The sequence below is a fragment of the Azonexus fungiphilus genome, from assembly GCF_003634965.1.
Classification (GTDB): domain Bacteria; phylum Pseudomonadota; class Gammaproteobacteria; order Burkholderiales; family Rhodocyclaceae; genus Azonexus; species Azonexus fungiphilus.
This window is the reverse complement of sequence record NZ_RBXP01000001.1, coordinates 56,332-70,655: the sequence shown is the minus strand read 5'-3', so window position 1 is coordinate 70,655 and position 14,324 is coordinate 56,332. Positions and strand designations below refer to the sequence as shown.

Sequence of the window (14,324 nt, the reverse complement as noted above, 5' to 3'; positions counted from 1 at the left end):
CATGTCCCAAAACCACCTCCGCCAGACCGGCTTCACCCTGATCGAAGTCATGGTCGTCGTCGTCATCCTCGGCATCCTCGCCGCGCTGGTCGTCCCCAAGGTGATGAGCCGGCCCGACGAAGCCCGCGTCGCCGCCGCCCGCCAGGACATCGGCGGCCTGCTCCAGGCGCTCAAGCTTTACCGCCTCGACAATCGCCGCTATCCGAGCACCGAGCAGGGGCTGCAGGCGCTCGTCGAAAAACCCGGCCAGGCCCCGCTGCCGGAGGCATGGAAGGCCGGCGGCTATGTCGAACGCCTGCCGCGCGACCCGTGGGGCCAGCCCTACCAGTACCTCAACCCGGGGCTGCGCGGCGAGATCGATGTCTTCAGTTTCGGCGCCGACGGCGTCGCCGGCGGCGAGGGCCAGGATGCGGACATCGGCAACTGGGCGCTGTAGGCCCGACACCGGCTTCACGCTGGTCGAGGTCCTGGTGGCGCTGGCGGTGATCGGCATCGTCGCCGGCGGCGTCGCGCTGACCCTGCCCGACCCGCGTGCCGGCGAGCGCCGCGCCGCCGTCCAGGCCTGGCAGGCGCAGGCCGCCACCGCCGCGCGCCGGGCACGTACCGAAGCCCGGCCGTGGGCCTGGGAAATCGGGCCCGACGGCGGCCGCCTGCTGGTCGACGACGACGGGCGCTGGCGCGCCGCGAGCGGCAGCGACGGCAACCACCTGCCACTGCCGCCGGGCTTCCGCCTCGAACGCGTCGAGATCGACGGCGAGGTCCGCGGCGGCGTCCGCCGCATCGTCTTCGCCGCAGTCCCGCCGCTGTTCGCCGTCGACCTGGCCGACGCCGGCGGGCGCTGGCGCATCGCCGGCCAGCCGAGCGGCCGCATCAGCCTCGAGGCACGGCCATGAAGACTGCTGCCAGCGGCTTCACGCTGCTCGAAGTGCTCGTCGCCCTGGCCATCCTCGCCCTCGGTCTGGCCGCCGCCAGCCGGGCCGGATTGACCGCCGCCGACAGCGCCGCCGGCCTGCGCGAACGCCAGCTGGCCGGCTGGGTGGCGGAAAACCAGGCCGCCTGGCTGCACGCGACGCGCGCCTGGCCGGCCCCGGGAACGCACCGCGGCAACAGCCGCATGGCCGGCCGCGACTTCGCCTGGCAGCTGCAGGTCAGGCCGGCGGCACAGGGGCATTTCCGCCGCTTCGAGATCAGCGTGCACCCGGCCGAGGCCGCCGACGGCCCGCCGCTGGCCACCTTCGTCGGCCACCTGGAGCGTCCCTGATGCGCATCCAGCAGGGTTTCACGCTGATCGAGATCGTCGTCGCCGTCAGCCTGCTGGCGCTGCTCGGCGTCCTCGGCTATCGCGGCCTCGAGGCGACGACGCGCCAGGCCGCGCGCCTCGGCGAGCAGGCCGCACGCTGGCAGGAAATCGACCTGGTACTCGCCCGCATCGCCGGCGACGTCCGCCAGGCGGTCGTCCTGCCCGGCATCGACAGCTGGCGCCAGACGCGGCAACCGGCTGAACTGAGCTTGAACAGCATCGCCGACGACGGCGCGGCGCTCCGCCGCAGCACCTACCGCTGGCAAGAACAACAGCTCGAACTGCTCGCCTGGCCGGCCGTCGACGCTGCCGCGCCGGGGCCCGGACGGCGCCTGCTCGACGGCGTCGCCGGCCTCGAGCTGGCCAGCCTCGACGCCGGCAACCAGTGGCGCGAGGCGTGGCCGCCGACCGCCGGCGCCGGACTGCCGCGGGCGCTGCGCCTGCGCCTGACGCTGGCCGAGGGCGGCGTGATCGAAAGGATCTTCGATGTCGCCGCAGCCGACTGACGCGCGGCGAAAAAGCGCGCGGCCAGGCGGCCGACCGCAACACGGCGCGGCCGTGGTCAGCGCCATGCTGCTGGTCGCCATCGTCGCCGCCAGCGCCGCCGGGCTGCTGGCCGCCATCGATGCCTGGATCGAGCACGTCGCGCTCGCCCGCGACAAGGCCCAGGCCGGCGAACTGGCGCGCAACGGCATCGCCTACGGCCGCCGCCTGCTCGCCGCCGACGCCGCGAACAGCGCCACCGACACGCTGCTCGAGGACTGGGCACGCGAACTGCCGCCGCTGCGCCACGAGGGCGCCGAAATCCGCGGCCGCATCGTCGACCTGCAGGGCCGCTTCAACCTCAACAACCTGCGTCACGAAGGCGGCGACATCGATCTGCAGGCCTATGCCGCCTACCTGCGCCTGCTGGCCGTGCTCGGACTCCCGCCCGAACTCGCCGACACGCTCGCCGACTGGCTCGACGCCGACGACAGTCGGCGTGCCGCCGGCGCCGAGGCCGCCGATTACGAGAACGCCAGCGGCAGCGGCCGGCCGCTGGCCAGCCTGGGCATTCTCGAACGGGTGCGCGGCTACACCCCGGCCGTGCTCGCCCGCCTGCGCCCGCACGTCTGCGTGCTCGCCGGACGGCAGCCGGTCAACGTCAACACCGCCAGCCCGGAAGTGCTCTCGGCGCTGCAACCCGGCCTCACGCCGGGCGCCGCGCGCGCCCTCGCCGACAGCCGGCGCAGCCTGCCCTTCCGCGACAGCGCCGATTTCCGCAACCGTCTCGGCGACCCCGGGCTGCCCGGCAGCCTGCTGCCGATCGCCGCCGCCAGCGCCCATTTTCTGCTCCAGGTCAGCGTCGACCGTGGACGTGCCCGCAGCCGCGCGCTCGCCCTGGTCCACCGCCGCACCGCCGGCGAGCTGCCCCGTCTCCTCTGGCTAACCCTCTTGTGACTTCGATGCTGACGCTGATCATTCCGCCCGACTGGCCGCAACACCGCCGCGACTGTCCCTGGCTGCTCGACCCCGGCGACGGCCAGCCGCTCCGTCACGGCTGCGGCGAACCCGCCACCTGGCCAGGCGCCGTCGAGGCCGGCCCGCGCCCCTGCCGCCTGCTGCTCGCCGGCCATCAGGTCGCCGTGCATCCGGCCCGACTGCCGCCCGGCCCGGGCGGACGCCGGCCAGCGGTGGTCGGCGCGGCGCTCGAGGAAACCCTGCTCGAAGCCCCCGAGCAGCTGGCCTTCGCGCTCGGCCCGACGGATGCCGGGAGCACGGCCGTCGGCGTCGTCGCCCACGCCCGGCTGGCGGCCCTGGTCGGCCTGCTGCGCGAACTCGGCTGGTCACCGCAGGCGGCCTGGCCGCTGGCGCTGGCGCTGGCCACCCCGGCCGCCTGGTTGTGCGGCGACAGCGTCGATCTGCCCGGGATCGCCCTGCCGATCGACACCCCGCTCGCCGACTGGCCCTGGCCGGCGAACGCTGCCCCGCTGCCAGTGCACGTTCTCGATGCCGACGTCGAACGCGACCGCCGGCTGGCGGCAGAACTCGGCACCGACCACCCGCTGCTGACCATCGGCGGGCCGCCGCCGGCGCTGCAGCTGCCGCCCGGCCCCGGTTTCCTCGACGGCGAACTGGCGCCGCCGCGCCCGCCCGGCATCCTCGCCCGCCACGCCAGGCCGGCCTTGCGCCTGGCCGGCTTCCTCGGCGCCGCGGTGATCGCCCTCGGCGCCGGCCAGTGGCTGTGGCAGGCCTGGCAGATCCGCGAACTGCGCCAGCAGATCGCCAGCGAATTCCGCGCTGTGCTGCCCGGCGTACCGCTGGTCGACCCGGCCCGCCAGCTGGCGCAGGCGGTCGGCGCCGCGCGCCGGGGCGCCGGCCTGCTCGCCGACGATGACTTCCTGATGCTGGCGGCAACGCTCGGCGAGCTGCCGGAAACCGCGCGCGTGCAGGCACTGAGCTACGACAACGGCCGCCTCAGCGGCAGCCTGACGCTGCCCGACGAGGCGCTGCCCATGCTCGCCGCCGCTGCCGCCCGCCGCGGCCAGCATTGGCAAGCGAGCACCGGCGGCGGACGCAGCGAATTCACGCTGAGCGGAGCGACGCCATGAACGCCACCTGGCTGAACGCCCTCCGCCAGCGCGGCAGTGCCTGCTGGCGCCAGCGCTCGCCGCGCGAACAGCAGGCACTGCGCCGCCTGGCCGCCGTCCTGGCAGTGGCGATCGCGGCGCAATTGCTGTGGTTGCTTGACACGGCCCGGCGCGAACAGGCCCGCCGGCTCCCCGTGCTGGCCGCCGAAGCCGCCCGCGTCGCGGCACTGGGCGCGGCCTGGCGGGAAATTGGCGAAGCCCCGCCGCCACCCCGGGCCGACGTCGTCGAGCGGGCGCTTGCGCCACGCCTCGGCGAACTCGGCGCCGACGTCGTCGGGCGCTGGCAAGGCGATGGCAGCCTGAGCCTGAGCGGCTACGTCGAGCCGGCCCGGTGGCTGCGCTGGAGCGCCGCCATGCAGCAGGAATACCGGCTGCACCTGGCGCGCTGCCAGGTGCACGGCGAAGGTGGCCGGATCCGCATCGAGGCTGTCTATCGCAGCGGCAACGGCGCCCGATGAGAGTGCGCCTGCTGCTGCTCGGCGGGCTGGCACTGCTGGCGACGCTGCCGGCACAGATCGTCGCCCTGGTTGCCGAACGGGCCTGTGCCGGCCATTGCCGGATTGCCGACAGCCACGGCAGCGCCTGGCGCGGCGGCGGCCGGCTGTTCCTGCGCAGCGGCGAACGCTGGTTCGCACTCGGCGCCATCGACTGGCGCCTGCCCGCCCCCGACGCCTACCTGCGCCTGCGCCTCGACGGCGGCGAAATCGCCTGGCCGGCGCTGCGCCGGATCGAGATCGACGGCATCGCCGTGCCGGCTGCCGCCATCCTCGGCCAGCCGGCGCTGCAGCTGCCGGCTGGCGAATGGCAGGGCACGCTGCGCCTCGGCCCGACCCGCCTGCAGCTTGACGCCGACTGGCCGCCCAGGCTGGCGGCCGGCGGTCGCGTCGACTGGCGGCAGGCGGCCAGCCCGCTGCTCGCCGGCGAGGCGCTCGGCGACTACCGGCTCGACTGGGAATTTGACGGTCGACAGGGTTTGCGCGGCAATTTTGCCGGCGGCCGGCGGCCGGCGATCGCCGGCGAAGGACAAATCGCCGATGGCCGGATCGAGGCCGTGGTCAGCCTCGACGACACCGTCCGCAGCACGCTCGGCCCCTATCTCGGACTGCTCGGCCAGCCGGTGCCGGGCCGGCCGGACGCCTGGAAAGTCTCACTGGGCCTGGATTGAAACAAGCCGGTCATTCGCGCGTCATCTGCGTTCCCGATAATGGCGCCTCTTTTCTACCCACCCATCGAGAGCAAGCCCCATGTCCGAGCAACTGACCAAGCATCATCCCGACTCGCCCAACGGCTGTGACGACGTTTCCAGGAACGTCTCCGGCAACACGGATTTCGCCAGCATCCTCGACGCCCGCCTGTCCCGCCGCAACCTGCTCAAGGGCAGCTTCGGCCTGGCCGCCGGCAGCTTCATGAGCGTCGGCCTGAGCGGCTGCCTGAGCAGCGGTGGCGGCAGCAACAAGAGCAACGCCTTCAAGCTCGGCTTCACCGCCGTCGCCCGCGGCACCGACGACCTGCTGCGCGTGCCCACCGGCTACACCGCCAACGCGCTCTACCGCCTCGGTGACCCGATCAACACCACCACCGCCGCCTACCTCAACGACGGCACGGACAGCGCCGCCAGCTTCCAGTTCCGCGCCGGCGACCACCACGACGGCATGGCCTATTTCGGCCTCAACAGCAGCGGCCTGGCCAAGGACCTGAGCAATGCCGCGCGTGGCCTGCTGTGCATGAACCACGAGAACATCACCCGCATCTTCCTGCACAGCGCCGCCGACGTTGCCGCCGGCTTCAACTCGGCCGCCCGCGTCGTCGCCCAGATCGACAAGGAAGTTAACGCGCACGGCGTTTCGGTGATCGAGGTGGTCAAGGGCGCGACCTTCTCGGTCAACACGCTGTCCGGCTTCAATCGCCGTTACACCGCCGCCAGCGAGATGACGATCAGCGGCCCGGCAGCCGGCGACGACCTGCTGGTGACGCCGTACTCGAACGCCGGCACCGCCACCCGCGGCACGCTCAACAACTGCGCCAACGGCGTCACGCCCTGGGGCACCTACCTGACCTGCGAGGAAAACTGGGCCGGCTACTTCAAGCGCCCGGCCAGCGCCACGCTGGGCGCCAAGCCAGCCGCCGCACAGAACCGCTACATGGGTTCCGGCGCCAGCAACGGCAGCTACGGCTGGGCCAACCCGGCCGGTGGCGACACCAGCGGCGTCGGCTTGTACACCCGCTGGGATGTCACCCCGAGCGGCGCCGACGCCACCGCCGATTACCGCAACGCCGCCAACACCATGGGCTGGGTCGTCGAAATCGATCCCTTCGCCCCGGCCGCAACGCCGCGCAAGCGTACCGCGCTGGGCCGCTTCGGCCACGAGGGCGCGATGCCGGCCAAGGCCGTTGCCGGCAAGCCGATCGTCTACTACATGGGCGACGACGCGCAGAACGAATACATCTACAAGTACGTGTCCACTGCCAACTGGGACCCGGCTGACGCCAACGGCGGCCTGACCAGCGGCAACAAGTACCTCGACGACGGCAAGCTCTACGTCGCCACCTTCAACGCCGACGGTTCCGGCACCTGGACCGAGCTGAACATCGCCAATCCGGCGATCGCCGCTGCCGCCTACGGTTTTGCCGACCAGGCCGACGTCCTGATCAACTGCCGCCTGGCCGCCGACGCGGTCGGCGCGACGCCGATGGACCGGCCGGAGTGGGCCGACGTGCATCCGGTCACCGGCGACATCTACGTGACCCTGACCAACAACTCGTCGCGCGGCACCACCGGCTTGTCCACCGGCGGCAAGTCGAAGGGCCTGGACGCCGCCAACCCGCGCTACTACAACGACGGCGAGGGCCGCACCGGCAACCCGAACGGCCATATCGTGCGTATCCACGAAAGCGGCGGCGACCCGTCGGCGACCGGCTTCAACTGGGACGTCTACCTGTTCGGCGCCGAGGACGACCAGTTCGGCAATGCCTCGGTCAACATCTCCGGCCTGACCGACGACAACAACTTCTCGAGCCCGGACGGCCTCTGGTTCAGCCAGGCGGTCCCCGGCCTGATGTGGCTGCAGACCGACGACGGCGCCTACACCGACGTCACCAACTGCATGATGCTGGCCGCCCTCCCCGGCAAATACGGCGACGGCGGCGCAGTCAGCGTCACCAACGTGGCGGTGCCGAGCAACGCCGGCGCCGACCAGACGGTGACGACCTACGCCGGCACCGACGCGACGCCGGCGACGCTGCGCCGCTTCCTGGTCGGCCCGAAGGGCTGCGAGATCACCGGCATCACCGAGACGCCGGATGGCAAGACGATCTTCGTCAACATCCAGCACCCGGGTGAAAACACCGCCGCCGGCGACATCGCGATCCCGGCCAACTACGAAAGCCACTGGCCGGACGGCGGTACTGCCCGGCCGCGCTCGACGACAGTGGTCATCACCAAGAACGACGGCGGCCTGATCGGCGCCTGATCTCCGCCGCTGCCAGCAGGGGCCGCAGCCTGACCGGCGCGGCCCTTTTTTTGTCGACCGCGGCGGCCCGTATAATCGGCCGATGGAAAACACGCCCGTCCTCGTCTGGTTCCGCCGCGACCTGCGCGACCACGACCATGCCGCCCTCGCCGCCGCACTGGCCAGTGGCCGCCCGGTGCATTGCGCCTTCGTCTTCGACCGCAACATCCTCGACGCGCTGCCGACGCGTAACGACCGCCGCGTCGACTTCATCCACGCCAGCCTGCAGCAACTCGACGCCGCGCTGCGCAGCCGCGGCGGCGGGCTGATCGTCCGCCACGGCCGCGCCACCGACGAGCTTCCCCGGCTGGCCGCCGAACTGGGCGTGAATGCGGTCTACGCCAACCGCGACTACGAACCGGCGGCCAAGGCGCGCGACGCCGCCGTCGCCCGGCAGCTGGCGGCAAGCGGCGGCAGCCTGCAGCTGTTCAAGGACCAGGCGATCTTCGAGCGCGACGAGCTGCTCACCGGCGCCGGCCGCCCGTACACGGTGTTCACACCTTACAAGAACGCCTGGCTGAAGCGCCTGAGCGCCGCCGACCACGCGCCGCTCTCGGCGCCGGGTCGCTTCGCACCAGTGCCGGAAAACCTGCCGACGCTGGCCGACCTCGGCTTCGCGCCGACCGATCTCGGCGAGCTCGGCATCGTTCCCGGCATGGCTGGCGCCCGCCAGCTGTGGGACGAGTTCCGCGCCGGCCGCATCCGCCGCTACGGGGCACTGCGCGATTTCCCGGCGATCAGGGGCGTCAGCTATCTGTCGGTGCACCTGCGCTTCGGCACCATCTCGATCCGCGAACTGGTCACCGCGGCGCTTGCCGAGCAGGCCGACAGCTGGCTCAACGAACTGATCTGGCGCGATTTCTACTTCATGATTCTCGACCGCTTCCCGCAGGTCGTCGACCGCGCCTTCAAACCCGAATACGACGCCATCAATTGGGCCGACTGGCCGGAAGGCCTGGCCGCCTGGCAGCAGGGCCGCACCGGCTACCCGCTGGTGGATGCGGCGATGCGCCAGTTGAACCACAGCGGCTGGATGCACAACCGCCTGCGCATGGTCGTCGCTTCCTTCCTGTGCAAGGACCTCGGCCTCGACTGGCGACTGGGTGAAAAATACTTCGCCGACCAGCTCAACGACTTCGACCTGTCGGCCAACAACGGCGGCTGGCAGTGGGCGGCATCGAGCGGCTGCGATGCGCAGCCCTGGTTCCGCATCTTCAACCCGGTGACCCAGTCGGAGAAGTTCGACCCCGAGGGCAAGTTCATCCGCCGCTACGTGCCGGAACTGGCCCGGGTGCCGGACAAGTTCATCCACGCCCCGTGGACGATGGGCCGGCTCGAGCAGGAAGCGCTCGGCATCGTCATCGGCCGCGACTATCCGGGACCGATCGTCGACCACGCCGCGGCGCGCGAGCAGACACTGGCGCGTTACGCGGTGGTGAAAAAGGCGGTTTGACGGCAGTCGACCGCAAAATCTTGCGGTCGACCTCCGATTTACGCGGTTTTTCCGCAGTAGCCGGCGAGCAGGCCGAGCAACTCGTCCTCGTCGTAGGGCTTGCCGAGGTAGTGGTTGGCCCCGATCTCGAGCGCGTAGTTGCGGTGCTTGTCGGCGGTACGCGAGGTGATCATGATCACCGGGATGTCGCGCAGGCGCTCGTCGGCACGCAGGTTGCGGACGAAATCGAAGCCGTCCATGCGCGGCATCTCGATATCCGAGAGGATGACGTCGGGCAGCGTGTCGATCAGGTGCTCGAGCGCATCGACGCCATCCTTGGCGACGACCACCTGGTAACCCTCGCGCAGCAGCAGGCGGCTGGTGATCTTGCGCACGGTCAGTGAATCGTCGACCACCATCACCGTCGGCAGGTGGGCAATCACCGGCGCCGCTGCCGCCTCGACCGGCACCACCGGCGCGTTCGCCGTCGCCGACTGGCTGCCGCGGCTGGCCAGCGCCACCGGGTTGAGGATGAGCACCACCTGGCCGTCGCCGAGCACCGTCGCGCCGGCGATGCCGACGACACGGGCGAGCTGGGCGCCGATGTTCTTGACGACGACTTCCTGGTTGCCGCGCAGTTCATCGACCAGCACCGCGACGCGCTGCGAACCGGAACGCAGCAGCAGCACCCAGTACTGCCGATGTGCCTCGGGCAACGCGCCGGCATCACCAAGCAGGTGCGGCAGGAAGTGGAAGGGGTAACGGTGGCCCTGCCATTCGGCCTCGCCGGCATCGCGGATCGCCGCCAGGCCCTTTTCCTTGAGCTCGAGCACCTGCTCGATCATCGTCGACGGCACCGCGTAGAGCTGGCTGCCGACCCGGACCAGCAGCGTCTGCGTGACCGCCAGCGTCAGCGGCAGGTAGAGCCGGAAGGTCGTTCCCTGGCCATTTTCGCTGACGATCTCGATGCGGCCGCCAAGCGCCGCGACCGCGGTCTTGACGACGTCCATGCCGACGCCGCGGCCAGCCACCTGCGACAGCTCGGTAGCGGTCGAGAATCCGGGCTGGAAGATGAAATCGAACAGGGCCGCGTCGCTCACCGACTGCTCGGCCGGCAACAGCCCGAGTTCGACGGCACGGGCACGGATGCGCTCGCGGTCGAGACCACGACCGTCATCGCTCAGGCTGAGGATGATTTCGTTGGCTTCCTGGGCCAGACGCAGGACGATTTCGCCGGTCTCCGGCTTGTCCGCCGCCAGCCGCTGCTCACGTGCCTCGATGCCGTGGCTGACGGCATTGCGCAGCATGTGCTCGATCGGCGCCATGATCTTTTCCAGCACCGAGCGGTCGATTTCGACCTGGCCGCCGACGATGTCGAAATTGGTCCGCTTGCCGACCTCCTTCGCCGTCTGCCGGACAATCCGGTACAGCCGCTCGGCCTGGCTGGCGAAGGGCAGCATGCGCACGCCCATCAGTTCCTGCTGCAGGCCGCGGTTGAGACGGGCCTGGGCGAGGATCGCCGCATTGGCGTCGTCGAGGTTCTTGAGCAGGTTCTGCTGCACCGTGGCGACGTCGTTGACCGACTCGGCCATGAAGCGGGTCAGCTCCTGGAAGCGGGTGAAGCGGTCGAGCTCGAGTGGATCGAACTCGGCCTGGCCGTCGTGCGCCTGGGCGACGCGCGCCTGGATCTGGCCTTCGGCCTGGATTTCGATCTCGCGCAACTGGCGGCGCAGGCGGATGACGTTCTCGGTCAGGTCGAGCAGCGAGGTCTTCAGGCTGCGCATCTCGCCTTCGATCCGGGCGCGCGCGATCGACAGCTCGCCGGCCTCGTTGACCAGGCGATCGATCAGGTCGGCACGAACCCGCAGCATCGCGCGCTGGCCTTCGGCCTCGCTCTCCGGCTCGGCCAGCGGCGTCGCCGCCGGCACCGCGGCAGCCGGCGTCTCGCTGACGACCGCGGCCGGCGGCGATTCCGGCGGCCCGCTCCGCAGATGCTCGGCAGCCAGCGCCAGCGCATCGCAACCGGCCTCGACCTCGTCGATCAGCGCCGCACTGGCGCTGCCGGCGCGCAGGGCTTCCTGAACGCGCGCCTCGAGCAAGTGGGTGGCCTCGCCGAGGTTCATCGCCCCGGCCATCCGGGCGTTGCCCTTGAAGGTATGCAGCAGCCGCGCGATCGCCTGCGCCGGTGCACCGTCATCGGGGGCGGCACGCCATGCGCGCAGCTGTTCGGTCAGTTCGCGGACCTGGTCGGCGGCTTCCTCGAGGAAGATCGGCAACAGCTGCTCGTCGAGCTCGTCGGTCAGCTGGCGCGGCGGCTCGGCGGCCGGCGGCAGTTCGTCGATCACCGCTTCGAGCGGCTTCAGCCCGGGCAACGGGATGATGCGCGCGCCGCCTTCGCCGTCGCCGCTTGCTGCCGGCGCATCGGCAACCGGCGCCGGGGGATAGACCTCGTCGAGCCCGGCGATCAGTTGCGGCTGCTCTTCCGGCGCCTGCTGGTCGACCAGCCCGTTGAACATTTCGGCCAGCGTCAGGATCGCCTGACGCACGGTCTCCAGGCCTTCGACGCTGTCCGGCTGGGCGGCGCCGTCGCGGCGCAAGAGCGCATGCTCGAGGGCGATCGCCAGGTGGTTGAGGGGCATCAGGCCGACTGTCGCGGCAATGCCGCCGAGCGTATGGGCAGCCCGGGTCATCTCGAAGGTCGTCGGCTGGGCCGGCGCATGTTCGAGTTCGGCGAAGCTGTCGACCAGCGTCTGCAGGTGACCGCGCGCTTCATCGCGGAAAATGTCGTAGAGCGTCTGCGGCGCGGCGCTGTCGGCCGGCGCCTCGTCGGCGACCGACGCTTCGTCGGCTGGCTGCACCTCTGCCACTGACGGCTCGGCGGCGAGTTCCGGCAGGTCGAGCTCAAATCCGCCTTCGAGTTCCGGGAAACCGTCGTCGACCGACGCCGCTGCGACCTCGGCAACGCTTGCCTGGGCCGGGGCGGACAGCGCCTCCGCCGTCACCGGCGTCGGCACGGCGGCCGGCAGGGGCGCCTCGGCTGCCTCGCCCTGGCCGCGCAAGCTGGCGGCCAGCGCGATCAAGGCACCGGCATCGGGCGCCGTTCCGCTGCCGCTGGCAAGTTGTTCGACCCAGGCCGAGAACAGTGCGTGCTCGGCATCGATCAGGGCCAGCAACTCCGGCGTCACCGCCAGATCCTGGCGCAGCCAGAGGTTGAGCGTCTGCTCGACGGCCCAGGCGGTTTCGCCGAAATCGACCAGGCCGACCATGCGTCCGGAGCCCTTCAGCGTGTGGGTGCAGCGACGGATCGTCGTCAGCGCCTCGAGATCGTGCGCATCGGCGGCCAGTCGCTCCTTCTGAAGAGCCATCTCGGCGAGCACCTCGTGGCCTTCCTCGATGAAGATGGCGAGCAGTTCGGCGTCGATTTCCTCATGGCTCGAACCAGCCAGCTGCAAGGTCGCCGCCGACGGCTGCGGCGCCTCGACCTGCGGCACGCGCAAGCCGGAAAGCGCGACATCGACCTGTTCGCCGGATTCGAGTGCCGCCAGCACGGCCTTGGCCGATTCGCCGAGCTCGCGGTCGGCGACCAGATCGGCATCCTTCTGGATGGCTTCGAGATTCTGCTTCAGTTCGTCCTGCAACCGGGCGTCGTCCGGCGTCTCGCGCAGCGCTTCGGCGAGCGCCCGCGTCTCGCGCGCCTGCTGCGCGAGTTCGGCTTCGACACTGAGCGCTTCCTGGCGCAGCGCCGCGGCACCGGCCTCGTCACCGTTCATCCGGCGGACGAAGGCATCGAAACTGGTCTCGCCATGCTGCAGCGAGTCGATGAAGAAGCCGAGCAGCGACAGTTCGTCGGCAACGCCCTGGAAATCGCCGTCGACCGGCTGGTAATCCGGGACGGCAAAGGCCTCGATGCGGGAAATCGTGCGTTTGAGGCTGTTGACCGCGGAAAAATGCCCGAGCATCGCCAGCGCGCCGCTGATCTGCTTCAGCGGTGCTTCCAGCAAGGGCATCTCGAAGCCCTTGGCGGGATTGCGGAAGAAGGCGTCGAGCGTCTGTTCGATCTGCGCCAGGTTGTTCTGGATTTCGCGACCGACCTGGGCAATCAGCAGTCTTTCCTGGGCCCGGCGGGTCATCTCGTCGAGCAGCGGAACATCGCCGCCGGCTGCCGGACGGCCGGCAATGCTGGCATGGATGCGATCGACCATGAGGTCGACCTGCTGCGCGAAATCGCCGCCCAGCCGGCGGAAATTTTCATGCGCATTCTGCAGCAGCAGGATCGCCGTCGCCACTTCCATGGCCACGCCATCGTTGAAGCGGCCGGCATCTTCCTGCAGCCAGCCGGCGATCGCGGCGAGCGCCTGACCGAGCCGTTTGAGATCGGTGTGGCCGAGTTCGCCGGTGACCTGGGCACAGGCCCTTGCCTGTTCGGCGAAGGTGGCCAGACTGGCCGGGCTGCCGGCGCAATACTTGTTCCAGACCTCCTCGATGCCGACGAGCAGTTCGCGCAGCCGGCGCAAGGCCTGCTCCTGCGCCTTCGGCAGCGTCTGTACCGGCGCCGTCGCCGGCAGCTGGGCCGGCAGGTCGAAGATCTGCTGGGCCTGGGCAATCAGCGAGTCGGGCTGGGCCGGCGTCCGGGCGACGTAGTACAGGGCCTCGCGCATGACGCGCTCGGCAAGGTTGCCGGACCCCTCGAGCAGGCGGCGGATCTGCAGGTCGATGCGGGCGCACAGCTGGCGCGCTAGGTGATCGGCAGAAACCTCGGGATCATCGAGCGCCTCGAGGAAAGCCTGCGACACCCACCAGAACGAACGGGCACCCGGCGTCGGCTGGATCGCCTCGATCGCCGCCAGCGCCTCGGCCATCGCCGCCCGACCGGCCGGACGCTGCTCGGGCTCGGTCAGCCACTTGAGCAGGCCCTTCTGGAAACGCATCCGCTGCTTGCGCAGGACCTTCCTGGTTTCGTCGGGCGCCAGCGTCGGCGGCACCAGCGTCGAGCGCGGCGGCCGCAGGCTGAGATCGGGATAGAACAGGTCGCCCGGGTGCACCGGCGGCAAACCGCGCAATTCGGCCAGGCGGGCGCAGGTCGGCAACATGCGCAGCGGCCGGTGCGGCTCGCCGGCGATCAGGTCGTCGAGATACTGGCGCAAGGCTCCCAGTGCCTCGCGAACGACGGTCGGCGCCGTCGCGGGTTCGGCCAGGCCGCCCTCCTCGAGCGCCAGCAGGGCTGCCTCGATCGATTCGCTGAGTTCGGTGATGCCGTTCAGGCCGACGATGTCGAGCGCCCCGTGCACCTGGTGCACGTGCGTGCGACAGAACTTCAGCTGGGTTGCGTCGGCGGTCGCCACGTATTCGGCCAGCGCTTCCTCGGCGCGTCCGAGCGCCTGGTCGATCTCGCCCTTGACCCACGTCAGCGGGCCCAAATCGAATTCAGTTGCCGCGTTCATGCTCTCTCGCGT

At 70.7% G+C, this 14,324-nt stretch carries 11 protein-coding genes; 10 read left to right on the top strand and 1 reads right to left on the bottom strand.

Going from position 1 to position 14,324, the window contains the following annotated elements:
• Nucleotide 1: 1 nt before the first annotated feature.
• The 10 genes from gspG to DFR40_RS00295 all read left to right on the top strand — a co-directional run bounded on the left by gspG (nucleotide 2) and on the right by DFR40_RS00295 (nucleotide 8,892).
• Nucleotides 2-436 (top strand): type II secretion system major pseudopilin GspG, encoded by a 435-nt coding sequence (gene gspG, locus DFR40_RS00340; protein ID WP_121456504.1) that lies wholly within the window; start codon nucleotides 2-4, stop codon nucleotides 434-436.
• Nucleotides 408-893: a type II secretion system protein gene (locus DFR40_RS00335; RefSeq protein ID WP_170160117.1), complete on the top strand. Its 486-nt coding sequence runs from the start codon at nucleotides 408-410 to the stop codon at nucleotides 891-893. Before gspG ends, DFR40_RS00335 begins: the two co-directional genes overlap by 29 nt.
• Entirely contained in the window at nucleotides 890-1,261 is a 372-nt protein-coding gene (gene gspI / locus DFR40_RS00330; RefSeq protein ID WP_121456502.1) for a type II secretion system minor pseudopilin GspI, read from the top strand. Before DFR40_RS00335 ends, gspI begins: the two co-directional genes overlap by 4 nt.
• Entirely contained in the window at nucleotides 1,261-1,806 is a 546-nt protein-coding gene (locus DFR40_RS00325; RefSeq protein ID WP_121456501.1) for a type II secretion system protein GspJ, read from the top strand. Before gspI ends, DFR40_RS00325 begins: the two co-directional genes overlap by 1 nt.
• Complete coding sequence (gene gspK / locus DFR40_RS00320) at nucleotides 1,787-2,740, top strand: type II secretion system minor pseudopilin GspK (protein ID WP_121456500.1); 954 nt, start codon at nucleotides 1,787-1,789, stop codon at nucleotides 2,738-2,740. The genes DFR40_RS00325 and gspK overlap by 20 nt, the downstream gene beginning before the upstream one ends.
• 5 nt (nucleotides 2,741-2,745) lie before the next feature.
• Nucleotides 2,746-3,891: a type II secretion system protein GspL gene (gene gspL / locus DFR40_RS00315; protein ID WP_121456499.1), complete on the top strand. Its 1,146-nt coding sequence runs from the start codon at nucleotides 2,746-2,748 to the stop codon at nucleotides 3,889-3,891.
• Nucleotides 3,888-4,388, top strand: a complete 501-nt coding sequence (gene gspM / locus DFR40_RS00310) for a type II secretion system protein GspM (protein WP_121456498.1) — start codon at nucleotides 3,888-3,890, stop codon at nucleotides 4,386-4,388. Before gspL ends, gspM begins: the two co-directional genes overlap by 4 nt.
• Nucleotides 4,385-5,095, top strand: coding sequence for a hypothetical protein (locus tag DFR40_RS00305; protein WP_147431263.1), 711 nt, complete (start codon nucleotides 4,385-4,387; stop codon nucleotides 5,093-5,095). Before gspM ends, DFR40_RS00305 begins: the two co-directional genes overlap by 4 nt.
• Before the next feature lie 79 nt (nucleotides 5,096-5,174).
• On the top strand, nucleotides 5,175-7,400 hold the full coding sequence (locus DFR40_RS00300; RefSeq protein ID WP_121456496.1) for a PhoX family protein: 2,226 nt from the start codon (nucleotides 5,175-5,177) through the stop codon (nucleotides 7,398-7,400).
• An 82-nt stretch (nucleotides 7,401-7,482) separates the two neighbouring features.
• Nucleotides 7,483-8,892 carry a cryptochrome/photolyase family protein gene (locus tag DFR40_RS00295; protein ID WP_121456495.1) on the top strand — a complete coding sequence of 470 codons (1,410 nt, stop codon included), beginning with the start codon at nucleotides 7,483-7,485 and terminating at the stop codon, nucleotides 8,890-8,892.
• A gap of 38 nt (nucleotides 8,893-8,930) precedes the next feature.
• Here the strand turns inward: DFR40_RS00295 and DFR40_RS00290 are convergent, their stop codons facing one another.
• Nucleotides 8,931-14,312: a hybrid sensor histidine kinase/response regulator gene (locus tag DFR40_RS00290; RefSeq protein ID WP_121456494.1), complete on the bottom strand. Its 5,382-nt coding sequence runs from the start codon at nucleotides 14,310-14,312 to the stop codon at nucleotides 8,931-8,933.
• Nucleotides 14,313-14,324 lie beyond the last annotated feature (12 nt).